Source organism: Serratia sp. CY29653, assembly GCF_052169255.1.
Taxonomy (GTDB): domain Bacteria; phylum Pseudomonadota; class Gammaproteobacteria; order Enterobacterales; family Enterobacteriaceae; genus Serratia; species Serratia sarumanii.
Genome location: NZ_JBJNLC010000001.1, coordinates 658387 through 680214 on the forward strand (window position 1 = coordinate 658387; position 21828 = coordinate 680214).

Sequence of the window (21828 nt, forward strand, 5' to 3'; positions counted from 1 at the left end):
CGAACCAGCACTAATAAGCGCCGTCGGCAACAGGGTCCTGTTCGCTGCACGCTATCCAGCCATCCGGCAACTTGCAACCCTGGCTTACAGGTTGAGCCAGCATTGCGGCGCGGCAGGCGCTCCAGGTGTCCCAGTGCTTGTTCCACATAGAGCCGACTTGGTATCTGGCACCGCTGCGGAATTGCGAGACGAACCCTTTCGTATGGCCGGTATAATCAGCCACCCATTTTTCGAAATTATCCCTATTCACAGATTCATCCGGCACTGCTGGCGCTGGCGGGGCTGCACAGTTAATGAGCGACAGCACATAGTGCGCCTGCTCGGACTCAATCACGCTGCAGTTTTTGTAGGCGAGGATCGGCGTACCTGTTTGCATGTTGATTCCCCAATCTGCCGCGTTCGATTTTGGCGCTGGCGGTGCATCGTACAGCACACGAAACTCGTAATCGTTGTCCGCCGCATGCTTCACGCTCATCTCTGCGTGCTGTTCTGCTGTGATGCGCTCCCACTCTCCCCACATGTTGTAACCGCTGTTCCAGTAGCGCATTTCCCATGCCACCGGCTGCGCCTCCCGGTTAGCCAGCAATTCGGCAGTAACATCGTGCAGCGCGGATAGAATCTCATCCACATGCGTATGATGCAGCAAGGTTTCGCCGCTACTGGTAACAGCCGCGCAGCTGCTGATTTGTTGCAGTCGAATAGCCAGATTTGCAATTTCCGCCATGCGTTCAGTCGGTAGTGTCATGCATCCCCCCTTAATTCACCTGTCTTTTCAAATTCATCGAGCACCGCCAGATGGTTGGCATCGTACAAAGAAACCGCGTTTGTGCTACTGCCATGCTCATTTATTCTTCTCAAGCTCGCTGTATGAACTCGTAATAGCGTCAAGCGGTAGTGCTCAGGCACTATTTCGCCGTCCGTATACAGACATGGAACCTGCTCAAGCCAAAGAAGCATGCTCATGTGGTGAAGACGGTCATAGTGGCGCTGACGGTCATTTAAAGCCTTTGCCGCTGCTGATTTTTCGGCATTTGTTCGGGTGTCGATAGTCATCCTACTCATCCCCCACAAACTCGAGCCCTGCCGCGCTGATGGCTCGCTCAACTGCACGATCGAACTTCGCAATTTGGAACACGCCATCGAACCAAAACTCGGCATCGTTCTTGTTCGGCAACCGCACCGGCGTAGCCAGCCGCTTTTTCAGTTCATCGATAGCCATCATGATCGACTCGTTGTCGGGATTGCAGCCCAGCTCGTTGCCGATTTCTTTGAACACCTCGCAGGCAGATAACCTGAGGAAATCTAGCTCGGCGATGCGCTTTTTCAGCTCCTGATTTTCAACATTCAGCGATGCCGCTGCCTCCCAGTTAACCGCGGATTCGTGTTGCAGGGCGGAGACGTACTCTTGCGAGTAGACCGCGTCGCCCTTTGCCTGCCCCATGCTTTCTGCGATAGCCACTACATCCGCGTTCTCTTCGAAGTAGTAACGATCGTGGTGATGTAGTTTCCACGCCACCGGCTTGCTCAGTTCGCTCAGCTTATTGTCCATCAGCCTGCATCCTCCACGTCCTGCCATTCATCATCCGATACAGCCTGACCGAAAACGCCGCCATAATGTTGCTCACCAGGCCATGCCATGCTTCCGCCGTAATATCCATTTGAGCTATTACGGTAATCGATCACCAGGTCGCCCTTGTCGGTGACAATTTTCGCCCCATAAAACTGGATATAGCCGCCGCCGGTTTCATCTGGATCCTTGCCCATGTCCAGGTCTTCCACTGCGCTGATAGAAAAAGGCATGCCCAGAGCCGGAAGCTCGATAGACTCAATCCATGTATTAGAGCAGCAGTCAGCATCAACTCTGGCGATCAGGTTTTCGCCAGAGTCAGTCACGAACAGTATCGCCTGTTGGTCTTTGGCTATTTTTAATTCAGTAACAGTTTTACCAACCAGTTGGTTGCTCATAATGCTTTCTCCTGGGCCTCGGCGCGCCATGCTCTATATGTGGCAATCTCTTTGGCCTTTCTTTTCTGGCGTGCAGATGACTTAACTGGTTCAGTTCCAACTATCACCCAGCTTCCAGAGTCATCCCACATGTCGAATCGGCAGTAGTTACACACCTTGCGTCGATTACTTGCTTTTGCCTTCATGCCGAGCAGCCAACGCGCCGCTCTGTTGCTTTTACGCTTAGCCATGCTGGGACTCCTTCTTTCGGTACTGCCGGACCAAGTCTGGGTATTCACCGATAACCCGAGTATCCAGAACACCAGCCGCATGAAGGCGCTCGCAACGATATTCAGGCCGGTTGATGTATAGGCTGTGTGGGCGAAACCAGTCCGCGGGCATAACCCTCAGCGCATCGCTGTCTGCATCGGTCAGCTTACCCACGCTCCACCTCCGTAGCGCTGTCACCAGCACGCTGATTCCACTCTGCACGCACTTCCTGATAGAAGATTGGGCAGTCGTTACCGTTGCTCGCATACTTCGCGCCAGATCGCGCGCGACAAGTTCCACAACGCACGTAATGAAAGCGCCCTATGTCATCCCAAGGATCACCCGCCTCACTGGTGATATGAGCAGCTCCACCGCAGAACGGGCACGGCTTCAGTTCATTTGCTGGCATCACTACCTCCATGAATCACTGTGCGAATGCCATTCCATGCTGGGGCGGTTACGACGCCTTCTTCCTGCATGCGTTCGATAAGCCACGCTGCGCGGTTGAAGCCGATGCTGAAATGTCGTTGAATAGCCACGATGCCGATCGATGCGTGCAGGCGAGCAAATTCAACAGCCTCGCTGTAGAGGCGGTCGTCTATTTCGGATGGGTTCACTTTTCCACCTTCCACGCGACGAAACTCGATAACCCACACCCAGGGATTAGCGTTCCAGCTATCAACGCCGTAGATTGATGACCACAGCCGCGCAAATACGTCAGCTACACAATCGCCACTCTTCATGTCGGCGGCGCTGCAGCCTTCGCGTATCGCATCGCCGTCGCTGATATCGTTCAGCCGTTCAACACGCACGGCGGTGATTTCCAGCAGGATGCGGGAGGCCCAGCGCGGCATGTGGATTGATGGCTTCCAGCCATGGCGCAGGTTATCGTCAGCGTCGTAATATTCCGGCGTCCTGCCGCCATCAGCGCGGTACTCGCAGAATTCCGGGCGTTCAAATTTGGAGGTGTCTTCGAGATAAGTCTCCATCTGGTCGAAGTTGAACAACGGGCCTTGATATGCCTCTCTGACCCACAGCCGATCGCCTACCTGGCCGAATGGGCACACAGGAAGGGCAGAATATGGTTTAGTTCCTGTCGGTAGCCACCAGTCATGACTGTGTCGTTCATAGCGAGGTGATTCAGCTGGCTTAACGCTCCAGCTATCTCCCATGCGTTGATTTTTTATAACCCGCCGCGTCTGGGTCTTGCGGCCGTCTAGAATGGCGCGAACCATCTCGCCGTTGAATATCACTGGGTGCTCTTTCATTTGGCCTCCTCAAGCTCACGCGTCAACTGAGGAATACACGCCTCTTTGTAATTGATCAGACGGTCAATCCAATAACCAGAGCTTTTATCGTTGGCATTAATCCGCCTTGCCAATTCCTCGCACTTATCGAAAGGCAGGCTGTATGTCGGGACTATTTGGGCTATCCCAGCCATTTTTTCACCGAATGATTGGGATAGCTTGAGCGCATAGCATTTGTGAATAATCGAACGAGTTACGGTTACGTTGTTCATTTGGCCTCCCGCAGCTCGGCGGCGAAACGGCGAGCATCTGTCGCACTTCCGCAATATGCAGCCCTGGTCATCGGGTCAAGCTCAGCGCGATGCTTGCGTACGTAAGCCATTTGGCTATCGGCGAACTTGTCAACGCCACGCGCTTCAACGAAAGCCGCTTTCATTTTCAGTCCCTTGTTCTCTTCTGCCAGAGCATTAACTCGATCTGCCAGCGCATCGCGCTCAGCCTTCAGGTTAGCTGCTTCATTTAGCTTTCTTACCAGATATTCCGCGTTGCTTTCGCCAACCAAAAGGTCACCAGGCAGGCACTTACCACGCAAGAAGCCTTCCATTTCGTATAATTTCATAGGTAATCCTTATTCTGTTTCGCTAAAGCGCCATTTCTGGTGACGTTCAAGCACCATTCCGAGCGACTTAGCTTTTTTGTCAGCCTTCAAAAAGTCAGGAATTCTCTGGCCGTCTGGAAACTCCCAGCAGCTTCCGACGATGCGAACTACCGATGTGGTTTTGGTGTTTTTATCCATCTTCGTTTTCCCCCTGGTAGGCCTAAGTTCAGGCAATAAAAAAGCCGCGTCTCGCGCGGCTGTCCTGGTCATCATCTTGTTGGCGCGCACGTGAGTTTCTCCGCGCTTTAGGGCGTCAAAAGCCGCAAGGCATCCCGCGACTATTTCCGCGTATTGATCTTTCATGATTGGTTACCTGCGGCTTTGAAGTTGCCTAGAATGGAATATCGTCGTCGAAGTCCATAGGTGGCTCATTCGACGTTTGAGGCTTATTTTGCTGCTTAGGTGGTGACTGCTGCTTGCCAGATTGTGATGCTTCTTGCTTGCTACCAATCATCTGCATCACACCGCCGACGTTGACGTGAATCTCTGTCGTATAGCGCTCGGCTCCAGACTGATCTACCCACTTGCGTGTTGTCAGTTTGCCTTCGATATAAACCTGAGAGCCTTTTCGAAGATACTCACCGGCGACTTCAGCCAGCTTCCCAAACAGCACCACGCGATGCCATTCAGTCTTCTCCTTTTGCTCGCCAGATTGTTTATCGCGCCACGATTCAGAGGTGGCAATCGTTAGATTGGCAATCGCGCCGCCATTTTGCGTGTAGCGAACCTCTGGGTCTTTCCCAAGGTTGCCAAGTAAAATCATTTTGTTAACGCCACGACTTGCCATTATGCTGCCTCACTCTTCTGCTCAATTTCCGCCTTGCGGATGTCATATATTTCTTTGGCTTTCGCCTGATATTCTGTCCCGCGTAGCGTGCGCCACGCCTCTTCAAATAAAGACTTCAGCTCATCAATATTTCCGGCTTTCGCGGCGGCTTGCGTGAATGCCTTCAGTGACTCTTCAGCCGGGTTCGCGCCTGACTCAAGCCAGCTAAGAAGCTGCTTTCCTGTCTGCTCGCTTAGAACCACTGGGTCGGAATTGCTGAATAGCTTCGTCCTGTCCTTACTGGCGATCGCATGATGCGTTTCATGACCTATATCTAGGACGGTTGTGAATTCGTACTCGACCCCATCTCGCTGTTCTGACTTCATGCCAAGCTTCGCGACCTTTTTCCGACCGTTCTCTTCTACCTGAGCCGTTTCAGTCTTGCTGCGCATAGTTGCGATGATGTGCATTGGCGAGCGCAGAATTGCATCAAGGAAGAGGCGATGGCGTGGGTTTATCTCACTCCATGCTGACCAGGAGTTTCCGCGAAACTTCGCTTTGGCTATTGTGTCTACCAGTTCCAGGCACCCACCCACACCACTCCATTCATGCGTAATACTGTCGAGAACCAACGTGTCATATCCGGATTGCTCAGCTGCGTTAATCGCCTCTATGAAGCGCTCCGGCGCAAAAGGCGGCTCCAGCTCAAGCACGTCAAAATCAGCAACGTCAGAGTAGAGCGAAGCGCTTCCTTTCTCGGTATCGAGCACGGCAATCTTTCCGCCAATTCCTTTGGCAACAAGAAGCGCGCTATATGTCTTCCCTGAACCACTCGGCCCGGTAAGTGCCAGCCGTAGCTTGGCTTTCTTTCTCATGGCTTTTTCAAATTTCATAATCGCCTCTTAGCTAAAGTTTCCTGCGAATTCATCCCAAGTAACGGATGGGCTTTGACGTTCCGAACCATTCCAGCGAGTGTCTGTCTGCGCCTGTGATTCAGTGAGTTGCCTCTCCAGTTCTGACGTCATGTGAGAGATAAATTTCTCATCACTCTCAAGCACTACGCTGCTCATGCAACCGCCTTATTTTCTGTGACCGTATATCCATTCTCTGCAAGCCACTCGAACACAGGTTTGAGGTCGAGTTGGTTCATGATCTGCTTCTCATCGACATAGCCGAACAAAGCGACGCCGTCCGCCTCAATGCGAACCTCACCTTGTCGCTGTCCAGCCTTGGCGTGATACTCGGTGCATACGAATGCCATCTTCATTTCGACCTCCAGGCTTGTTTAAGCTGAACCATAGCCATTGCCCATAACACTGGACTGCGAAGCTGTATAGCTGCTCTGGCTGTGAACTGAGCGGTGTTGAATGGCTTGTTCATTACGGCTCGCCTCGTTGATTAAGTGTGTCTTTCAACCACCGGCCAATGCAGCGCATACGGCGGGTGATGATTTCGAGTAATGTTTCAGATTGAGCGCCCATGAGCGGGCACCCAGCGTAAGCAAGTTGCTGCATGGGTAACTCCTGATTGATAGGTATTCATTGCTGAACCAACTCCACGAATTGGCTTAGCGATGGGTAAAAAATTGCCGCACAATGGCGGCCTAACGGGTTTCGAGGCTTCTCTAAACATCATCAAGCCCACTGTGAAATGAGCTTTGTGATGGTCAGTTTCCTAGCGCTTTTTTGATTGCTTGCTCTGCCATTACATGAATCCTGTCGTATTCCTTCACGCTTTCAGGCGAGAGGAAACCGCCTTCAGGCTTTGTTGTATCCCACAACCTTCCATAGAGGCGGCTGAACTCATGAAGAGCTTCAAGAAGCTCTGGCGCAGCGGCTATTAAATCAGCGTCAGATTTTTTAACGCTAACTACAGCCAATCCATCAGCAGCCTTATATGCACCTACAACGTCACCATCACGACCAGTAGTCAAACTTGAAAGTCTCATGTGGCTGTTGCTTGTAAACCATTCCCACGGCCCCGGCGTTCCTTTAAATCCACTCATCACATTCTCTCCATCAATCCAATAACCACGCCACACCAGAAGAGGGCGCATGAAACCAACATCCAAAACCAAACCTTTCCTCTGAAGCTCATGCTTACCTCGACTTTTAGGCGTAAAAAAAGCCGCTAGGCGGCTGTGTTCGGTGAGCCGCGTAGGGCGCGGTGGGTGTTAGAACGTTAAGTTGCGAATCAGAGGCGCAGCCGTTGAACCGCCGCTCATCTGCACGCGAACACGGCTTACTGACGGCTTGGCGCGTTCTTCGCCGGTGTAGCTATTGAATGTGCATGGCCCCAGCACCAGGCGAGGAACTCCACGAAGAATTACGGTTTCGCCGGCTTTTGGATGCTTGCGATATGCCTTGCGGCGTTGTGCTGCGTTCATCGTGTAACCCTCTGCTGTTAACGTGCTGTGATTTTGTTTGATTTCCGATGCCCAGCTGCGAACATCGCCACCTCTGGCAAGCAGCATGAGCCGCTATAAACAGGCTTCTGTGCCGGTAACTCAACCCGGGTTAACTTCGCCCAGGCTTTGCTTAACTTCTTCGCTGTCTCCGCATCTTCGCGGCGTTTTGCCATCACTTCACCACGCTGGCGATAGCGACGTGTCTTGCTGTTTTCTTTCGCTGGCTTAACGATGATTGTTGTCATAACTACCTCCCGTAAGTGGCTTTGGTGGTGTGGTGGCCGACACTGATCTCCGGCCTGAAACAGTTACAGCATCATCGCTGCCTGCAACACCTGTGCACTTCAGCGCGCATCAGCCTACGCATTCACCACACCCCAAAGCCACTTTGCTTTGGTCTCCTACATTGGCAGGAGAAATCCCGGCCTAACTTACGCAAAACGTTTTTGCTGTGCATGATGTAGCTTGCTTAGCTGCCTATCTGGCGTAAGTTAGATTGTTAAAGAAGCAGCCTGACTTCATGTCTGGCGCGGCTGGTTGTTCCGGTTGCCGCATCGATGTTTTGTTTCGATGGGATAATTAAACATCATGTGGATTTCTATGTCAACTCAATGTGGATTTATTTTACCTAAAAATAAACATAATGATGATTTTGCTGTGTATTTATTTTTGTAACCGGATTGCTACCATTGGGGAATCTGGTTGTAGTTGGGGGATTGTTGCTCTTGGGTTAACGCGGAGTCGTGGTCGGGCGGCACTGAAGTGGGTGGCGTGCCGGGGCAGTGGTAAGTCAGGATGGTCAATGAGCAGGGAGAGGGCACAAAAAACCCGGCGCGGTGGCCGGGTTGGTCTGGCGATGCAACTAACCTTAATTAATCTTCTTGATCAGTTGATTTTAGCAATGGATGCACTCGGTCAAGCAACCCGATAAACTCATCGTACTCGTCACATGCTTTCATCAGGGTTGTTATTCCTGAGAACCTTTTCTGCAGCATGCTATTTCCCGTTCCTTCAGAAAGGAACTGATGCATTTTTGCTCCCTGCTTATTGGCCTTTGCTTTTTCCTCTTTTAGGATTGCCCTTAGATCTGGAGCCATCCTGTCGTAGGTGATGTTGTTTACAAGATGACCAAAATACTGAGGCATCCGCATGTTGGCTTTAAATGGAACCCCTCTCAACCTGCATAGTTCCTCGAAAAACTCAGGGGGGTAAGTTTTCAGCCAGGGGCGCATTTCCTTCGCTATAAATTGCTCTAAAAGTTTGGCTAACTCATCCCTCTGGCGTTCTTTTTGATAACCAGTCGCCTCATCAACAAGCGCTACAGCGCCAACACGCGCCAAGGCCTTATAAAGAGCATCTGCTTTTTTTGCCGTATTTAAATGATGTCGTTGGCGTAATGCCCCATCTTTCTCTGCATCCAACCACACCTCGCAGAGTTCAGGGAGTAGTGTGGCGTCAATACCATATGCAGCGCCAACGCCCGAGGTGTTCTTGTAAACAATTGGTTCAGAGAGAGCCATTCTCAGGTCTTCAGAAATATATGGTTGAAGTTCGGCGGCTTGAAGAACATAGGGTAGCTGACCATTACCACCCCCCGGTATCCATCTTGGCATCCTTGAGCCAACTGACACGCCGAAGGTTTCTGCAAGACCGTTATTACCCTGCATAGAAACAACCCTTCTGCCATCTGGCAAGACCGCGCAAGACACGCCGATCGACATTAACCCAGAGTGGGTTGGCTTTGGTGCTGAGCGTACAACCGCAGACATTGCAGCGGCTTTTTTGGATCTCTCTTTTCTGTCCATCATTTTTCCTTTTTGGTAGGGCACGGACAGAATGTAGCTCATTAATGCTTATGCTGTAAATACTAGCTAAATTTAAATTAAGCTAATGGCGTGATCATTCACAGTTACATCGTTGATTTCAAAATGAAATTTATTTTTATGTTTTTAGCTATTTCTTAAATTAGCACTGATTTTTAGCTTTTCTAACGGTTTGCATCTGATGTCGTCTTTCAGTAAAAAAGGCCGCATCTCTGCGACCTCACCCAGCTCATCAGCCCACTGGCTACCAGGCCATAACTGACCAGTTAATCACGCGGCCAATAATTTTTACGTTATCCAAGCTATCTTCTTCGTCAGGGAACTCTTCCTTGTTGTAGCTCCTGATGCTTAAGCGCCTTCCAGGCAGGCGATAGAGGAGCTTAACCCGAAAAAGATCATCTTGTTCAATGGCATAAATACCTCCATCGACTATTTTTTTGTTTCCAGTATCCACTGTAACCGTAGATTTATGAGGAATTACTGGATCCATACTTGGTCCATGAACAGGGAAGCTGACCACGTTGCAAGGCTCTGCACCATAGCGCCTTAGGGTCGCCTTTGAAAACCGAAGTTTGTAATCGTTGAAGTCTTCATTGTTCGCGCTACCAGCTCCTGCGGCTAGTTCTATGCTTTTGAAGTAGGGAATATAAACATCATCCTCACCCATGGGAGTATCATCATCCCACACCTCGACACCCACCCCTTCCTGAACCGGGTTAATGGTTGATACTTGACCTTCCTGGACAGCCTTTGGCTGACCAATTCCATTAAGTAACCAGTCGAGTGAATACCCGTATTTTTCGCAAATCTGTTGTGCTGCCTCACGGCTAATGGCATCTCGTTTTAACCAGTTATTCACCGTCTGAGGTGATGCGTTGATCGCTTCGGCCAATGATTTCTGCTTTAGCCCTTCTGATGCCATTAAGTATCTAATTCTCTCAGCAATACCGTTCATATAACCCTCCGATACAGCCAGAGTAAACATCCTGTTTATTTTTTCAATCTTCATTGTGTTGATTTACTCTCTTAAAGAGATTAACATTATGTGGATTATTGTTAACTGGAGTAGGCCATGATCAACAAGGAACATGCTTCGGTAACTCCATTGGAGAAAGCTGTGTATGCCGTTGGTGGCAAACAGAAGACTTTGGCCGAAAAACTCGGCATTACCGCACAAGCAATAACCCAGCTTAAAAAGCGTGGCGGCACGTTACCAAAAAGCCGCATGAAAGATTTACTGCAGATCACTGGGCTCAGCAAAGAAGAATTGTACCCAGAAATTTTCTGCATCTAGTTTTGCCGCTCTTTAACATGCAACAGCCGTTGCCCGGATAAGCTCCGCCAGTGTGGGGCACAAACCAAAGTGGCAATCCCCACGGATGCCGCACGTAACTATTTAAACCACAAAGGAAGTATGACGCATGGAAACTGCAAGCACACGCAAGACGGCGATGAAGATTCACTCGTCGCTTCTGAACAAAATCGCAGTAATGGGTCAGCGCAAGTTTGCTGATGCTATGGGGGTTCATGAGTCCCAGGTTAGCCGGTGGAAATCAGGCTTGCTGGAGACTATGAGCATGGCGCTGGCTGTCCTGAACTATGGGATAGCAGACGAAGAAATGTCTGAGTTAGCGCGGCGAGTAGCAGCCGTTCTGACAAATGAAAAAGCCGAGCAGTGCGCTAACACTTTCTCGGCTTAAGTGATGATTTTGACGACCAATCACTGGAGGAAATTATGGCAAAAAATCGCCGAATTTACAAGACAGAAGAGGAACGACGGCATCCTGATTCACCAGAAGGAATCGTTGTTGCAGCCGCCAACAACCGGAGCTTTGCCGCTCGGTTCATTTGTGAATATCGGATTGCACTGTCAGGGGTGAAGAAGAATGGGCGTCGTTAGAAAATTATCCGACTACCGTAAACCTCATCAAGAGGTCATGGAGCAACGCGTGGCCGATACCGATGATGGGTATACCCGCATAGCTAACGAGCTGCTAGAGGCCATCCTGAGAGCGAATTTAACCGCTCGCCAGCTCAAGATTGCGTTTGCGATTATCCGTAAGACCTATGGATTCGGAAAGAAAACAGACCGGATCACAAACACACAAATTGCCAGTTTGACCGGCATTCATCACACCCATGTTTGCACCGCAAAAAACGAGATGATCATGATGAACATCATCGTAACCAGCGGAGCGCAAATCGGGATAAACAAGGTAGTTTCTGACTGGAATTGCGACATTAGCCAAGCCAGAGAAACATTAGCTAAAACGGCTAACAAAAGTTTAGCCAAGTCAGCTAATGGGCATTCGCCAACTCAGCTAAACACAAAAGAAACTATTCAAAAGAAAGAAAGAAACATTACCCAAACCCACGCAGTGGGATTGCCGTTGGAAGAAAAATTAACCCCACGGCAGAAGGGCACCAATCCGCGAGCCAGGGGAACAAATCCTCGCTCTGCAATGCCAGCTTTCGATCGCGAAAGACTGCGCGACACCTGGAACTGCAAAGCCGATAAACATGGGCTACCAAAAATTCGCAATGTATCGACCACAGTCGAGAGTGGATTGAAGCGTCTCTGGCAGTCCTACCTGAAGCAGTGCAAGGAGATTGGCAGCCAGCCAACAGAGATCAACACGTTCCTGAATGGCTATCTCGCCCATGGCTACACGCCAACGAAATGGGCTTGTGGCGACAATCCAGAAGGCAAGCGATACGGCATTGAGACCGCACTTCGCCAAGAGAAGATTGACGAAATTCTTTCCCGGGAGGACTGATGGAAAGCTACGAGTTTGAAGAGCAGTTGGTCGGCTCAATGATGATCAAGGGCGACCATATTGACTGCCGGGAAGTCGCCGGGAAGTTACCTGCAGAAGCCTTTGAAAATTTCCACCTCCGCCAGATGTATCAAGTAATCGTCACCCTCCTGAATCAGGCCGAACCAATCGACCAGTTCACCGTTCAAGATAGCCTTTCCGATTCAAGCAAGGACTTGGTGTTGAGTGTGGCGGCGCGCTGTAAGTCAGCAGCTAACATCCGGGCCTGGGCAAAACGCGTCCGTCAATGCTGGATGATCCGCAAGGGCATTAGCGACCTGCAGCAAGCAATCTCAATCCTGCAAAGCGTAGGTGCTCATGATATCAACGAGCGAACTGCAGAAGTGGCTAGCGTTCTGTCAAAGGTGCAATTCGAGACCAACGACAAGCTCCCTCGCCGCATCGGTGATTTGCTGCCTGACTACATGGACGTGCTTGAAAAGCGAATGCAGGGCGCTGATTCCGGGATGTACCTGAAAACGGGAATCGACCCGCTGGATGATGAGTATGGCGGATTCGACCGCACAGACTTAATCATCATCGCTGGCCGCCCCGGCATGGGCAAGACGGAGCTGGCAATCAACATTGCTAACTCGATTGGTAGACAGAAGGGTAAGGGCTTGCTGGTGTCGATGGAGATGTCTGACATGCAGGTGGTAGAACGTCATGTCGCGGATCGCGCGGGATTATCTATTAGCACGCTACGCAACCCGCTCAATATGATTCAAGAGCAATACACGAAGCTAACCGGCGCCACCGGCACGCTAATGGACGAGAACAACTACGTCATCGACGGAGCTTTCACCGTTGACGCGGCCATTGCCCACGCGGAGCGGATGAACATGGACGGCGGATTAAGCTTCCTCGCTATCGATTATCTCGGGCTTATCACAAAGCCAAAAGCAGAGCGCAACGACATCGCCATCGGGGAAATGACGCGCAAGCTGAAACAGTTCTGTCTACGCAGCAAGGTTCCCGTAATTCTTTTGGCGCAGCTTAACCGCGGACCAGAAAACCGGGCAGACAAACGACCAAGCATGGCAGACCTGAAGGACTCAAGCTCCATTGAGCAGGACGCTGACGTGATTATCTTCCCGTATCGCGACGAAGTTTACGATGAGCACAGCAATATGAAAGGCATTGCTGAAATCATCATCGGGAAATATCGATCCGGCCAGCCAAAGACGTTTTATATGGGCTGGAAGAATGGTCATTTCGTCAATATCGACCAGGAAGAAGCTGCGATGCGTTATGCGCAGAACGAACAACAAACCAAAGAAGCATCTGGCTGGCGCTGACCTGTCAAGAAAAGGAGATGACCATGGATAAGCTACACGAAGAAAAGGCCAGCACACGCCAGCCCATTAATCACTCTTCTGGCTTGTGTTGCTTAGCCCTCACCATCTCGGGAAGAGTGAATGAGTAGATCAAGAACACTTCAGTGAAGCCGATCATCTCTTCAGCTTCTTCTTGGGTAAATTCCTCATCTGAATGCACCGCACCGTTGGAGTCGATGCGGACGATGTGAGCCCAGTCTTTCATCTGCTCCGTTATTTTTCCCTTTCCATGAAGCATTGAAATGCGTTGAGATAACTGTTCTTTATTTGATTCATCACCAAGAAGCACCCTAGTAGCAATGTCTAAAACTTTTCTACATAGCATCACAGAGGTTTCATGATTGCCACGCTGTAAATTATCTTTTGACTCTACGAATGCCGCGGCAGCCCTTTGTGGAGCACCGTTTGGTGCTGCATGAGCAACTGCTTTTGGGAAGTAAGAAAGAAGCCTAAATCTACCTTCTGGATAATTAGGCAGAGTTGCGTCAGCGTTGCGCCGGGTATATTCCATTGGGCTTTCTCCAGATGATGTATATACATTAGAAGAAATAGGATTTCCACAGCTACGACATAGAAAACTAACACAATATTCCCTAGTGCTCTTTTCCACCTCCCCGAATGCCGTCAATACGGCTCTATCTCTCAAGCAATGAGGGCATGTTATATCTAACGTGAGGATACCCATGAATACATCCTTTTTATCAAATGAAATTCAAAAGACTTTGCGGTCAGCAGATAGGCCTGAGTTTACACTCATGCAGCGCTATGAAACATCCGGTTCCGATCAAAAAATAGCATTTGTCTTAGCCATGATTGGAAAATTAATCGAGCAGGACAGAATGTTGAGGAGCAGAGCAGGAGGGCGAAATGGCTAAACAGGCCTTCTACCTAAGAAGCCCACAGATACGCCAGAACCTGAAAAACTTCATCGACAACCTCGCACTCAATCCAGATAAACCCCTCGCAGTAACCATCCAAGAGCCAACCAGAAGCCTAGAGCAAAATTCACGTTTATGGGCAACCTTGCGCGACATCAGCGAGCAGGTCGTTTGGTATGGGCGAAAGATGGGCTCTGAGAGCTGGAAGTGTGTTTTCACCGCTGCGCTGAAGAAGCAAGAGACGGTTCCTGGCATAGACGGCGGCTTCGTCGTTCTGGGGCAATCAACAAGCAAGATGACCGTCGGCGAGATGCGCGACCTCATCGAACTTATAAACGCGTTTGGTGCTGAGCATGGCGTCAAGTTCAGCGATGAATCCCGACTCGCTATCGAGTGGGCTAATCGATATAGCGACAAAAGGAAGGTGGCGTGATGACAGTCGAATATTTGTTCAACGTGTTTTGTGTTCTTGGAATCTTTGCATCGGCACTATTTGCTTTTGTGTGGATGTGTACCGCCATGAGGGTGCTTTGTCTCTATTTTGAATGGCAGCTAGTCAGAAGCCTAAGGCTGATACGCATTACTCGACAGGTAAACCGGCTGAGGAAAACTAGATGACACGAAGGCGTAAATCAGTCTGGGATAGGCTAGAGGAAAAGCTGATATTCAAGACATCAACCAAGACAACCCGCCAGAAGCAACCCGCACCTACTGAAGTTAAAACCCTAAATTACACCGCGACCTTAGCCGACAGCATGTGGCTTCGTCGTCGCGCACGGAGAAAGCCATGAAGAAGTTTATTGAGACGCTAATGGTAATTTTCATAAGCAGCGCGGTCGCCGGGTTCGGATTCGTAGGTGGCGGCGTGGCTTTCTGGGGATGGATTAAATTCTTAAGCAAGTTTTGGGAGTGATAGTGATGACTGATTACAGAAAGATGTCAGATTTTGAGATTAACAAGCGCGTATTCAAATTAATGATGACTGGTCGCGACTGGGATAGGCAAGGAAAAGGTTTGTTTGACTACTGCAACAACCCGGCAGACGCATGGCCGATTATTGTTGAAAACGAAATTTGCATCGAGTTTGAAAGTGATGAAGTTGAAGGTGCTCGCCAGGTATGGGCAGAGGCAAATATTGGGCACCCTGCATGTAATGGATTCCAGTTTTTTTCTGATGAAAATCCACTCCGCGCTGCCATGATTTGCTTCCTCATGAAGAAGGATGCTGAAAATGCTATGCGCTGATTGCGGTAAGGAGCTGCAAGCCGAAGAGGTGTATGTGTGCGAGTCCTGTGACCAAGAACAACGCAATTTCATCGAGTCAGTGATGGGGGAGGATGATGATGGCTAAAGGCATTAACCCGCCGAAACCTAAAGCCTGCCGACAATGCAAAGCCAAGTTTACCCCTCGCAACACCCTTCAAATCGTCTGTAGTCCATCCTGTGCAATCCAACACGCAAAGCAGCAATCAGAGCGCAAGCAAAAGCAATCTGAGGCATCTGCACGCCGAGAGTGGAATAAGCGCAAGGCTGAAGCGAAGCCATTGAGTCACTGGATAGCCATGACTCAGCGAGCCTTCAACGACTACATACGATCCAGGGATGAGGGAAGTGGCTGCATCAGCTGCGGCATTACAACGGCAACGGAATATCACGCGGGTCACTTCAGAGCGACAGCGGCGGCCGGTCAGCTCCGGTTCAACGAAGATAACTGCCATCTGCAGTGCGCATCCTGCAACGTCCATCACTCCGGCGCAATCACCAAATACCGCATCAATCTCATCACGAAAATCGGCGCTGAGCGAGTCATGGCACTTGAAAACGACAACAACCCACACCGATACACCCGCGAAGAGCTTAACGCGATTAGAGCGCGTTACAGAGCGAAATTGCGGGAACTGAAAAAACTTCAGGAGGCAGCCTGATGTTCACAAGCATACCTGCAGCAATCGAAGAGGCGAGATTTCTCCGCGCGCTCACCGGCAGATGTCATGGAGTGGTTCAACGCCCGGGCGGAAACATGGTCGTTAGGATAATCGACCGGCGCGGCATGCATACGTTGTTCACCACAAAACAAGACCGGCATGGAACGGTTAAGACGGAGGGCATATCGTGAACATCAGTAAATTTGAGTTGGATGATGATCAGCACCAGTGGGTAAACGGATGGCTTGAGCTGTGGGGCGCATGGGTTTACTCAGGCCGACTTGAGCGGCGCATGAGCAACATGATCGCCAAGTTTATGGAAAGCGTAGAGCCAAGCAAGAATCCAAGCAGGCCGATGTGCAATGACGATGATGGAATGTTGATTTCTCAGGTCGTAGATTCCGTCATGTTTATCGACAAGAAGGCCTTTGGCATCCTGCTCAGCTACTACGCTCATGGTTCATCCAAGCGAGCCATTGCATCTTACTATCACGCGACTGCAAAGCCCCGCAAGATTAACCGTGGTCGATTAGGGGAAGGGTGGCGCAAGCCGTCAGAGGAAACATGCCGAAAAGAAGTGGCTGAAATCCTCAAGGCGAGCTTGTTCATGCTCTATGCTCCGATGGTAAATGCGTTCAACAGTCGCAAACGTGTAGAGAAAATTAAGCATGTCGCATAGATAATGCTTGACTTTGTTTTACCTATTTACCCATAATAGTGACATAAGCTGCCGTTAGTGACTCTTAAGTTGCTGCGGCAGTTTTGCTATGGCTAGATTGGCCAATCGAAAAGCGGTATCGTCACCGCCTGCCATAGCTAACATTGACGAACAACAAGACGAGGTTGTAATGGAAGGAAAAAATCAAAGAGATCTCATTGCAAGTCTTTATGAAGAGCTAGTTATCTCCAGGGGGCTGATTAAAGAGATTTGCACTGAGAGAGATATTCCAGAGCCTAAGGCATCATTGCAGAGAATGGAAAGTGCCATAAGAGAGGCAAAGGAATACATGCTGGATAATATCTAAATGATGGGTCGCTAAGGCGGCCTTTTTTTGATCACAACAGGTAAGAGCATTCAGTGCCAAATAGCCCCAGAATATTTGGAGTGATGGTCACGCATCCGAGTGCTCTTTCCGTTGTGGTGAACACTGGATGTAGGCCAGATTCGGAAGATAGAAATATCACAGTGGGACTGACCAAATGATGAGAGCCGGCAAATCTGAGTCAGTAGCGCGTCCAGGCTAAGTGATAACCTAAGCCACACAACATTTTAGCCTCGCCTTGGTGCGGGGCTTTTTGCATTTCAGCCCCAGCCAATAGCGACACACTCCATGGCATCCTCTTAGTAGCTGATCGTCTACGGCTGCGGGCTGAACCTATTCGACTACATCACAGCCAACGTAAACGTTGGAGGTGGGGCATGAAGCGTATGGAAAAGATTAGAGAATGGCTCAGCTACTGGTTTGGAGGGATCACGACAATGGGCGGCGTCCTATCCCTGAATGACTGGGCAATCATCGTCGGTATCGCGTGTACCGTGGGAACGTTCGGCATTAATTGGTATTACAAGCGTAAAGAGCGGGAGGATAGGCTAAATGGCAATGTCTCCGGCGTTAAGGAATAAAATCATAGCCGCCATGGGCGGAGGTGCAATCGCCATCGCCACGGCAATGCTTTCTGGAAAGGGCGGACTGGAGGGGCGTGAGCACATTGCCTATCGCGACGTTGTTGGTGTGCTAACTGTTTGTGACGGACACACAGGCGCGGATATCATTCCCGGAAAGCGGTATACAGACAAAGAATGCGACGCTCTAACAATGGCTGATCTTCAGCGCATTGCTAGTCTGGTAGACCCACATATCAAAGTTAGAACCACAGAGGCTCAGAAAGCAGCAATCTACTCCTTTTCATACAACGTTGGCGCGAATGCCTTCATCAATTCCACCATGCTTAAAAAGCTAAACGCAGGCGATGCGGATGGAGCATGTTCAGAAATGCTTCGATGGGTATATGCAGGCGGTAAAAAGTGGAAGGGACTGATTAATCGACGCGATGTTGAGTATGAGGTTTGCAGCTGGAGTCAGAAATGAACCGAGTAATCGCTGTTATTTCTGCGCTACTAGTCGTGCTGTTAATTTTTCTGCTCTACAGCAATCAATCCCTGCGCCATGGCAAAGAAGCACTGCAGAAAGAAAAGCAGCAGCTATCTGGCCAGCTCGAGTGGCAGAACAAAACACAGAAAGCAGTAGCTGATATCGATCTGCAGAGAACGCAGGAGCTTGAAGATGCGAAAAGCAAGATTGCTGATTTGCAGCGTGATGTTTCCAGTGGCGCTCGCAAGCTGCGCGTCTCCGCCTCATGCCAACCCGCCAAACCCTCCGGCGTGGATGATGCTGCCAGCCCCAGACTTACTGACTCCGCTCAACGGGATTATTTCACCCTCAGAGAGCGAATCGAAATAGCCAACAAGCAGATTTCCGGATTGCAGGATTACATCAATCGGGTCTGCTTGGCGAAATGAATTCCCCCGACAAGGAATAAGACTGTGTTACCTAGCAGGAGGTGATCACGTCTTGACAGCCGGAAAGACGGAAGTGGCGAGGCAACTCCGAGAGGTGTGGCTAATGCTGCGAGTTTTAAAATTCAGTCTTGAGAACAAAAAACGCCATCAATAATTTTTCCCGATAGATATGAAAGTGCTGCCATTAGCGCTAGAGCAGACGCTATCAGCCATGGGATTGGTTTTTCATCGATCATGCATGATGAAAGTAAAAACAGCAGCCCCAAGATGAATATCACACTGAAAGCTATGCCAAGGCGTGTGAAGCCTTTTGTGTGCTGATAGCTCTCGTGGTCATCTTCAAAATCATTATTCATTGCCAATTATTTCCAATGCTAATTAATTATTGCGTTTGGCGGTTGTATGTCGGATAGAAGCATTACAATATTATCATGAATAGTTACATCTTGAGAATTTAGATGGCAACTAGTTGGTTTTTAGGTGGGTGAGTAATGGATAAAACAGCACGGGACGGGAGCCAAGAGTTGCGGCCCTACCCACCGTTAAGGTTTATCGAAGACCATCAGCTGACGCCTTACATCGGCCTAGTTCCTGCGAACGAGGTGCAGGAGTGGATGCAGCGCCAAATCATCGACGATACAGGCAATCTGTTTAACCCAGACCATGGACACCTTGCAGACGCGGATCTGCGCTTTATGTGGGCATCGTCCGCGTTTGAGAAGAAAGGGCGCCATGTGCTCGGCCAGGCTGAAGAGGTAGCGATGCGTGCTGGCGGCTGGCAGAAGGCCAGAATGGAACAGCAGATGTGTGAGTGGTTTGGCGAGGTGCCGAAATTCATCATCACGCTTGCTGCCGACTACTGCTCACAGTGCTCTGATGCTGAGTTCTGCGCCCTGGTGGAGCATGAGCTGTACCACATCGCGCAGGCGACAGACGATTTCGGCGCACCAAAATTCAACAAGGAAGGTCAGCCAGTGCTGAAGCTGCGCGGCCACGACGTTGAGGAGTTTGTTGGTGTGGTTCGCCGGTATGGCGCCAGCGTGGAAGTTCAGGAACTGGTTGATGCGGCTAACAGGCCTGCGGAGGTGGCACAACTAAACATTGCCAGGGCGTGCGGTAACTGCATGTTGAGGCTGGCTTGATTTTATGACTGATTATGACGGGCAGGTAAGCTATGGCGACTTTAAAAGGTGAAGTTAAAGCCTTCATTGTTCATTCGCTTGCGTGCTTTGATACTCCTTCTCAGGTGGCTGAGGCTGTCAAAAAAGAATTCGGTATCACCATTCCTCGTCAGCAGGTTGAATCCCATGACCCAACCAAAGCGAACGGCAAAGGTCTGGCGAAAAAATGGGTCGAGATGTTCAACGAAACCCGCGAGCGTTTTCAGACAGAAATTGCAGAAATTCCTATCGCCAATAAAGCTTATCGGCTACGTGTACTGCAGCGAATGTCAGTCACTGCTGAAAACATGAAAAACCTCGGCATGACAGCCCAGCTTCTCGAACAGGCTGCAAAAGAGGTTGGTGACGTTTATACCAACAAACAGAAGGTTGAACAAAACGTTATAGCCACTCACAACGTTATGCCTGTACCTTCCTGTGACAACGTTGAAGAATGGGAAGCCGCTGCGCAGAAACAACAAAATGAGGTTCTTGGTGGATGAATTACAAGGCTGTATGGAAGCCTCTCCCCGGATCGCAATCTCTGTCCTTAAGCTGCCCATGTAACGAGATTCTCTACGAGGGAACTCGCGGCCCCGGAAAAACAGCGGCGCAGCTGGCCAGATTTCGCCGCTTGGTTGGACTCGGCTATGGATCGTTCTGGCGGGGCGTGATTTTCGATACCGAGTATAAGAACCTCACCGATATCATCACGCAGTCGAAGCGTATGTATCGCTTGTTCAATGACGGAGCACGATATCTCGCTTCAGCCTCGGAATTGCGCTGGGTATGGCCTACTGGAGAAGAGCTTCTCTTCCGGTTCGGTAAAGAAGAGAGCGACTACTGGGACTACCACGGGCAGGAATTCCCCTTTATCGGCTTCAACGAGCTGACAAAGCAGCAATCCGCCGAGTTCTACGAAATGATGTTCTCCTGCCGGCGCTCATCGTTCAGGCCTGAGAACTACCCGCTCGCTAACGGATCACTGCTTAGGCCAATACCTCTTGAAACGTTCAGCACGACTAACCCCTTTGGTATCGGCCACACATGGGTGAAGAAGCGCTTCATAGAGCCAGCTCCGCGCGGGACCATCATTCGCGAAACTCAGCGGGTATTTAACCCACAGACGGAGAAAGAAGAAGATGTGACGCTAACCCGCGTCGCAATCCACGGCTCATTCAAAGAGAACCCATATCTTGATCCGCAGTACATCGCAACGCTGATGGCTATCAAAGACCCTAACCGGCGTAAAGCGTGGGTTGAAGGCTCATGGGACGTCACAAGTGGCGGACGCTTCGATCATCTGTGGAATGAATCGCTGCACGTTATTAAGCCGTTCCACATACCAGATAGCTGGACCGTTGACCGTTCCCACGACTGGGGCGAGTCGAAACCGTTCTCTAATCTCTGGTGGGCTCAGGCTGACGGCACCGCGGCTGATTTGCCTGATGGTAGTCAGTTCTGCCCGCCTGCCGGTTCACTAATCCTGATTGGTGAATGGTATGGCTGTCCGCCTGACGAGCTAAACAAAGGCCTGAATATGTCTTCGACGAACGTCGCAAAAGGCGTGGCGTGGATTGATAAGCGCATGGTTGGTGAAGAGGTCGACGAGCCAGAAGAAATTCAGCTCGACGGCATCACGCAGGGTCAGTTGCACATCATGCCAGGTATATGCAGCGAGGTTATCCCTGGCCCGGCTGACAGTGCGATTTTCAACACTGGGGATAACGAGCTATCAATCGCCCAGAAGATGGAGAATCAGGGCGTGAAATGGCTGGCAGCCGACAAAAAACCAGGTTCTCGTATCAATGGCGCATCGATCTTCGCTGACATGCTGGAAGCGGTAATCGAAGGTAAGAGGCTGGAATCAGGAATGCCTGAGAAGCCGGCCTTCTACGTTTTCGACTACTGCAGAGGCTGGATAAGCCGCATCCCGGTACTTGTTCGCGACGATAAAAACCCTGACGACGTAGACACCCAGCAGGAAGACCATGACTGGGATGGCACGCGTTACCGCGTACTCCATTCACCACAAAAAATAACCGGCATGTTGGTGCGTTCGCGCTGACGGAGGAC

Annotated in this window: 42 protein-coding genes and 1 pseudogene; 20 read left to right on the forward strand and 23 right to left on the reverse strand. The window is 50.3% G+C overall.

Annotation, left to right across the window (positions count from 1 at the left end; genetic code table 11):
* Positions 1–10 precede the first annotated feature (10 nt).
* The 21 genes and pseudogenes from ACJ8HN_RS03160 to ACJ8HN_RS03260 all read right to left on the reverse strand — a co-directional run bounded on the left by ACJ8HN_RS03160 (position 11) and on the right by ACJ8HN_RS03260 (position 10124).
* On the reverse strand, positions 11–745 hold the full coding sequence (locus ACJ8HN_RS03160) for a hypothetical protein (RefSeq protein WP_442523040.1): 735 nt from the start codon (positions 743–745) through the stop codon (positions 11–13).
* On the reverse strand, positions 742–1053 hold the full coding sequence (locus tag ACJ8HN_RS03165; RefSeq protein WP_442523041.1) for a hypothetical protein: 312 nt from the start codon (positions 1051–1053) through the stop codon (positions 742–744). Before ACJ8HN_RS03165 ends, ACJ8HN_RS03160 begins: the two co-directional genes overlap by 4 nt.
* A gap of 1 nt (position 1054) precedes the next feature.
* Positions 1055–1549 carry a hypothetical protein gene (locus ACJ8HN_RS03170; protein WP_442523042.1) on the reverse strand — a complete coding sequence of 165 codons (495 nt, stop codon included), beginning with the start codon at positions 1547–1549 and terminating at the stop codon, positions 1055–1057.
* Positions 1549–1965: a DUF7448 domain-containing protein gene (locus ACJ8HN_RS03175; RefSeq protein ID WP_442523043.1), complete on the reverse strand. Its 417-nt coding sequence runs from the start codon at positions 1963–1965 to the stop codon at positions 1549–1551. Before ACJ8HN_RS03175 ends, ACJ8HN_RS03170 begins: the two co-directional genes overlap by 1 nt.
* Positions 1962–2195 (reverse strand): hypothetical protein, encoded by a 234-nt coding sequence (locus tag ACJ8HN_RS03180; protein WP_442523044.1) that lies wholly within the window; start codon positions 2193–2195, stop codon positions 1962–1964. Before ACJ8HN_RS03180 ends, ACJ8HN_RS03175 begins: the two co-directional genes overlap by 4 nt.
* 185 nt (positions 2196–2380) lie before the next feature.
* Positions 2381–2635, reverse strand: coding sequence for a Lar family restriction alleviation protein (locus ACJ8HN_RS03185; protein WP_442523045.1), 255 nt, complete (start codon positions 2633–2635; stop codon positions 2381–2383).
* Positions 2610–2846 (reverse strand): DNA translocase FtsK, encoded by a 237-nt coding sequence (locus ACJ8HN_RS03190; protein WP_442523544.1) that lies wholly within the window; start codon positions 2844–2846, stop codon positions 2610–2612. Before ACJ8HN_RS03190 ends, ACJ8HN_RS03185 begins: the two co-directional genes overlap by 26 nt.
* A pseudogene (locus ACJ8HN_RS03195) lies at positions 2841–3482 on the reverse strand (hypothetical protein); the annotation flags it as partial. The pseudogene ACJ8HN_RS03195 and the gene ACJ8HN_RS03190, both read right to left, overlap by 6 nt.
* Positions 3479–3733 carry a hypothetical protein gene (locus ACJ8HN_RS03200; protein WP_442523046.1) on the reverse strand — a complete coding sequence of 85 codons (255 nt, stop codon included), beginning with the start codon at positions 3731–3733 and terminating at the stop codon, positions 3479–3481. The gene ACJ8HN_RS03200 and the pseudogene ACJ8HN_RS03195, both read right to left, overlap by 4 nt.
* Positions 3730–4080 carry a hypothetical protein gene (locus ACJ8HN_RS03205; RefSeq protein WP_442523047.1) on the reverse strand — a complete coding sequence of 117 codons (351 nt, stop codon included), beginning with the start codon at positions 4078–4080 and terminating at the stop codon, positions 3730–3732. The genes ACJ8HN_RS03200 and ACJ8HN_RS03205 overlap by 4 nt, the downstream gene beginning before the upstream one ends.
* A gap of 9 nt (positions 4081–4089) precedes the next feature.
* Positions 4090–4422 carry a hypothetical protein gene (locus ACJ8HN_RS03210; RefSeq protein WP_442523048.1) on the reverse strand — a complete coding sequence of 111 codons (333 nt, stop codon included), beginning with the start codon at positions 4420–4422 and terminating at the stop codon, positions 4090–4092.
* 28 nt (positions 4423–4450) lie between these two features.
* The gene (locus ACJ8HN_RS03215) at positions 4451–4906 is read right to left on the reverse strand and encodes a single-stranded DNA-binding protein (RefSeq protein WP_442523049.1); all 456 of its coding nucleotides are present in this window, start codon (positions 4904–4906) and stop codon (positions 4451–4453) included.
* The gene (locus tag ACJ8HN_RS03220) at positions 4906–5778 is read right to left on the reverse strand and encodes an ATP-binding protein (RefSeq protein WP_442523050.1); all 873 of its coding nucleotides are present in this window, start codon (positions 5776–5778) and stop codon (positions 4906–4908) included. Before ACJ8HN_RS03220 ends, ACJ8HN_RS03215 begins: the two co-directional genes overlap by 1 nt.
* A gap of 9 nt (positions 5779–5787) precedes the next feature.
* Positions 5788–5955 carry a hypothetical protein gene (locus ACJ8HN_RS03225; protein WP_442523051.1) on the reverse strand — a complete coding sequence of 56 codons (168 nt, stop codon included), beginning with the start codon at positions 5953–5955 and terminating at the stop codon, positions 5788–5790.
* Positions 5952–6152, reverse strand: coding sequence for a hypothetical protein (locus ACJ8HN_RS03230; protein ID WP_442523052.1), 201 nt, complete (start codon positions 6150–6152; stop codon positions 5952–5954). The genes ACJ8HN_RS03225 and ACJ8HN_RS03230 overlap by 4 nt, the downstream gene beginning before the upstream one ends.
* A 112-nt stretch (positions 6153–6264) precedes the next feature.
* Positions 6265–6399, reverse strand: coding sequence for a protease FtsH-inhibitory lysogeny factor CIII (locus ACJ8HN_RS03235; RefSeq protein WP_020827381.1), 135 nt, complete (start codon positions 6397–6399; stop codon positions 6265–6267).
* 152 nt (positions 6400–6551) lie between these two features.
* Positions 6552–6890, reverse strand: coding sequence for a hypothetical protein (locus ACJ8HN_RS03240; protein WP_442523053.1), 339 nt, complete (start codon positions 6888–6890; stop codon positions 6552–6554).
* A gap of 168 nt (positions 6891–7058) precedes the next feature.
* Complete coding sequence (locus ACJ8HN_RS03245) at positions 7059–7271, reverse strand: hypothetical protein (protein WP_157783371.1); 213 nt, start codon at positions 7269–7271, stop codon at positions 7059–7061.
* 17 nt (positions 7272–7288) lie between these two features.
* Positions 7289–7537, reverse strand: a complete 249-nt coding sequence (locus ACJ8HN_RS03250; protein ID WP_442523054.1) for a transcriptional antitermination N peptide — start codon at positions 7535–7537, stop codon at positions 7289–7291.
* 627 nt (positions 7538–8164) lie between these two features.
* Complete coding sequence (locus ACJ8HN_RS03255; protein ID WP_151888255.1) at positions 8165–9139, reverse strand: P63C domain-containing protein; 975 nt, start codon at positions 9137–9139, stop codon at positions 8165–8167.
* Positions 9140–9359: 220 nt separating this feature from the next.
* Complete coding sequence (locus tag ACJ8HN_RS03260; protein WP_442523055.1) at positions 9360–10124, reverse strand: LexA family transcriptional regulator; 765 nt, start codon at positions 10122–10124, stop codon at positions 9360–9362.
* Positions 10125–10187: 63 nt separating this feature from the next.
* On the opposite strand from ACJ8HN_RS03260, the gene ACJ8HN_RS03265 reads away from it, so the two are divergent.
* From ACJ8HN_RS03265 to ACJ8HN_RS03285, 5 genes are all read left to right on the forward strand, one after another.
* Positions 10188–10409, forward strand: a complete 222-nt coding sequence (locus ACJ8HN_RS03265) for a helix-turn-helix domain-containing protein (RefSeq protein WP_261412072.1) — start codon at positions 10188–10190, stop codon at positions 10407–10409.
* A gap of 127 nt (positions 10410–10536) precedes the next feature.
* Positions 10537–10815: a CII family transcriptional regulator gene (locus ACJ8HN_RS03270; protein ID WP_060441897.1), complete on the forward strand. Its 279-nt coding sequence runs from the start codon at positions 10537–10539 to the stop codon at positions 10813–10815.
* Between the two features lie 35 nt (positions 10816–10850).
* Positions 10851–11015 (forward strand): hypothetical protein, encoded by a 165-nt coding sequence (locus ACJ8HN_RS03275; protein ID WP_442523056.1) that lies wholly within the window; start codon positions 10851–10853, stop codon positions 11013–11015.
* A complete protein-coding gene (locus tag ACJ8HN_RS03280; RefSeq protein WP_442523057.1) occupies positions 11002–11892 on the forward strand; it encodes a replication protein in 891 nt (296 codons plus the stop codon). Before ACJ8HN_RS03275 ends, ACJ8HN_RS03280 begins: the two co-directional genes overlap by 14 nt.
* A complete protein-coding gene (locus ACJ8HN_RS03285) occupies positions 11892–13229 on the forward strand; it encodes a replicative DNA helicase (protein WP_060441899.1) in 1338 nt (445 codons plus the stop codon). The genes ACJ8HN_RS03280 and ACJ8HN_RS03285 overlap by 1 nt, the downstream gene beginning before the upstream one ends.
* Before the next feature lie 70 nt (positions 13230–13299).
* Here the strand turns inward: ACJ8HN_RS03285 and ACJ8HN_RS03290 are convergent, their stop codons facing one another.
* Positions 13300–13779, reverse strand: a complete 480-nt coding sequence (locus ACJ8HN_RS03290) for a DUF4145 domain-containing protein (RefSeq protein ID WP_442523058.1) — start codon at positions 13777–13779, stop codon at positions 13300–13302.
* A 172-nt stretch (positions 13780–13951) separates the two neighbouring features.
* Here ACJ8HN_RS03290 and ACJ8HN_RS03295 point away from each other — a divergent pair, with 172 nt between their 5' ends.
* From ACJ8HN_RS03295 to ACJ8HN_RS03350, 12 genes are all read left to right on the forward strand, one after another.
* Positions 13952–14143 carry a hypothetical protein gene (locus ACJ8HN_RS03295; protein WP_442523059.1) on the forward strand — a complete coding sequence of 64 codons (192 nt, stop codon included), beginning with the start codon at positions 13952–13954 and terminating at the stop codon, positions 14141–14143.
* Positions 14136–14579 carry a recombination protein NinB gene (locus ACJ8HN_RS03300; protein ID WP_442523060.1) on the forward strand — a complete coding sequence of 148 codons (444 nt, stop codon included), beginning with the start codon at positions 14136–14138 and terminating at the stop codon, positions 14577–14579. Before ACJ8HN_RS03295 ends, ACJ8HN_RS03300 begins: the two co-directional genes overlap by 8 nt.
* A gap of 181 nt (positions 14580–14760) precedes the next feature.
* A complete protein-coding gene (locus ACJ8HN_RS03305) occupies positions 14761–14937 on the forward strand; it encodes a NinE family protein (RefSeq protein ID WP_442523061.1) in 177 nt (58 codons plus the stop codon).
* Complete coding sequence (locus ACJ8HN_RS03310; protein ID WP_442523062.1) at positions 14934–15059, forward strand: hypothetical protein; 126 nt, start codon at positions 14934–14936, stop codon at positions 15057–15059. Before ACJ8HN_RS03305 ends, ACJ8HN_RS03310 begins: the two co-directional genes overlap by 4 nt.
* A 5-nt stretch (positions 15060–15064) precedes the next feature.
* On the forward strand, positions 15065–15391 hold the full coding sequence (locus tag ACJ8HN_RS03315) for a phage protein NinX family protein (protein ID WP_442523545.1): 327 nt from the start codon (positions 15065–15067) through the stop codon (positions 15389–15391).
* The gene (locus ACJ8HN_RS03320; RefSeq protein WP_442523546.1) at positions 15378–15497 is read left to right on the forward strand and encodes a protein NinF; all 120 of its coding nucleotides are present in this window, start codon (positions 15378–15380) and stop codon (positions 15495–15497) included. The genes ACJ8HN_RS03315 and ACJ8HN_RS03320 overlap by 14 nt, the downstream gene beginning before the upstream one ends.
* Entirely contained in the window at positions 15490–16071 is a 582-nt protein-coding gene (locus ACJ8HN_RS03325; protein ID WP_442523063.1) for a recombination protein NinG, read from the forward strand. The genes ACJ8HN_RS03320 and ACJ8HN_RS03325 overlap by 8 nt, the downstream gene beginning before the upstream one ends.
* Positions 16072–16258: 187 nt before the next feature.
* Positions 16259–16750 carry an antiterminator Q family protein gene (locus ACJ8HN_RS03330; RefSeq protein WP_442523064.1) on the forward strand — a complete coding sequence of 164 codons (492 nt, stop codon included), beginning with the start codon at positions 16259–16261 and terminating at the stop codon, positions 16748–16750.
* A gap of 88 nt (positions 16751–16838) precedes the next feature.
* On the forward strand, positions 16839–17096 hold the full coding sequence (locus ACJ8HN_RS03335) for a hypothetical protein (RefSeq protein WP_442523065.1): 258 nt from the start codon (positions 16839–16841) through the stop codon (positions 17094–17096).
* A 395-nt stretch (positions 17097–17491) separates the two neighbouring features.
* The gene (locus ACJ8HN_RS03340; protein WP_442523066.1) at positions 17492–17695 is read left to right on the forward strand and encodes a phage holin family protein; all 204 of its coding nucleotides are present in this window, start codon (positions 17492–17494) and stop codon (positions 17693–17695) included.
* Entirely contained in the window at positions 17673–18161 is a 489-nt protein-coding gene (locus ACJ8HN_RS03345; protein WP_442523547.1) for a lysozyme, read from the forward strand. Before ACJ8HN_RS03340 ends, ACJ8HN_RS03345 begins: the two co-directional genes overlap by 23 nt.
* Positions 18158–18592: a lysis protein gene (locus ACJ8HN_RS03350; RefSeq protein ID WP_442523067.1), complete on the forward strand. Its 435-nt coding sequence runs from the start codon at positions 18158–18160 to the stop codon at positions 18590–18592. Before ACJ8HN_RS03345 ends, ACJ8HN_RS03350 begins: the two co-directional genes overlap by 4 nt.
* A 122-nt stretch (positions 18593–18714) precedes the next feature.
* Here the strand turns inward: ACJ8HN_RS03350 and ACJ8HN_RS03355 are convergent, their stop codons facing one another.
* On the reverse strand, positions 18715–18948 hold the full coding sequence (locus ACJ8HN_RS03355) for a hypothetical protein (RefSeq protein WP_154640409.1): 234 nt from the start codon (positions 18946–18948) through the stop codon (positions 18715–18717).
* A gap of 135 nt (positions 18949–19083) precedes the next feature.
* On the opposite strand from ACJ8HN_RS03355, the gene ACJ8HN_RS03360 reads away from it, so the two are divergent.
* Genes ACJ8HN_RS03360 through ACJ8HN_RS03370 form a run of 3 tightly spaced genes read left to right on the forward strand, consistent with a single transcriptional unit; the run spans position 19084 to position 21820 of the window.
* Positions 19084–19734 carry a putative metallopeptidase gene (locus ACJ8HN_RS03360; RefSeq protein WP_442523068.1) on the forward strand — a complete coding sequence of 217 codons (651 nt, stop codon included), beginning with the start codon at positions 19084–19086 and terminating at the stop codon, positions 19732–19734.
* 32 nt (positions 19735–19766) lie between these two features.
* Positions 19767–20255, forward strand: a complete 489-nt coding sequence (locus ACJ8HN_RS03365) for a DUF2280 domain-containing protein (RefSeq protein WP_442523069.1) — start codon at positions 19767–19769, stop codon at positions 20253–20255.
* On the forward strand, positions 20252–21820 hold the full coding sequence (locus ACJ8HN_RS03370) for a terminase (RefSeq protein WP_442523070.1): 1569 nt from the start codon (positions 20252–20254) through the stop codon (positions 21818–21820). Before ACJ8HN_RS03365 ends, ACJ8HN_RS03370 begins: the two co-directional genes overlap by 4 nt.
* Positions 21821–21828 lie beyond the last annotated feature (8 nt).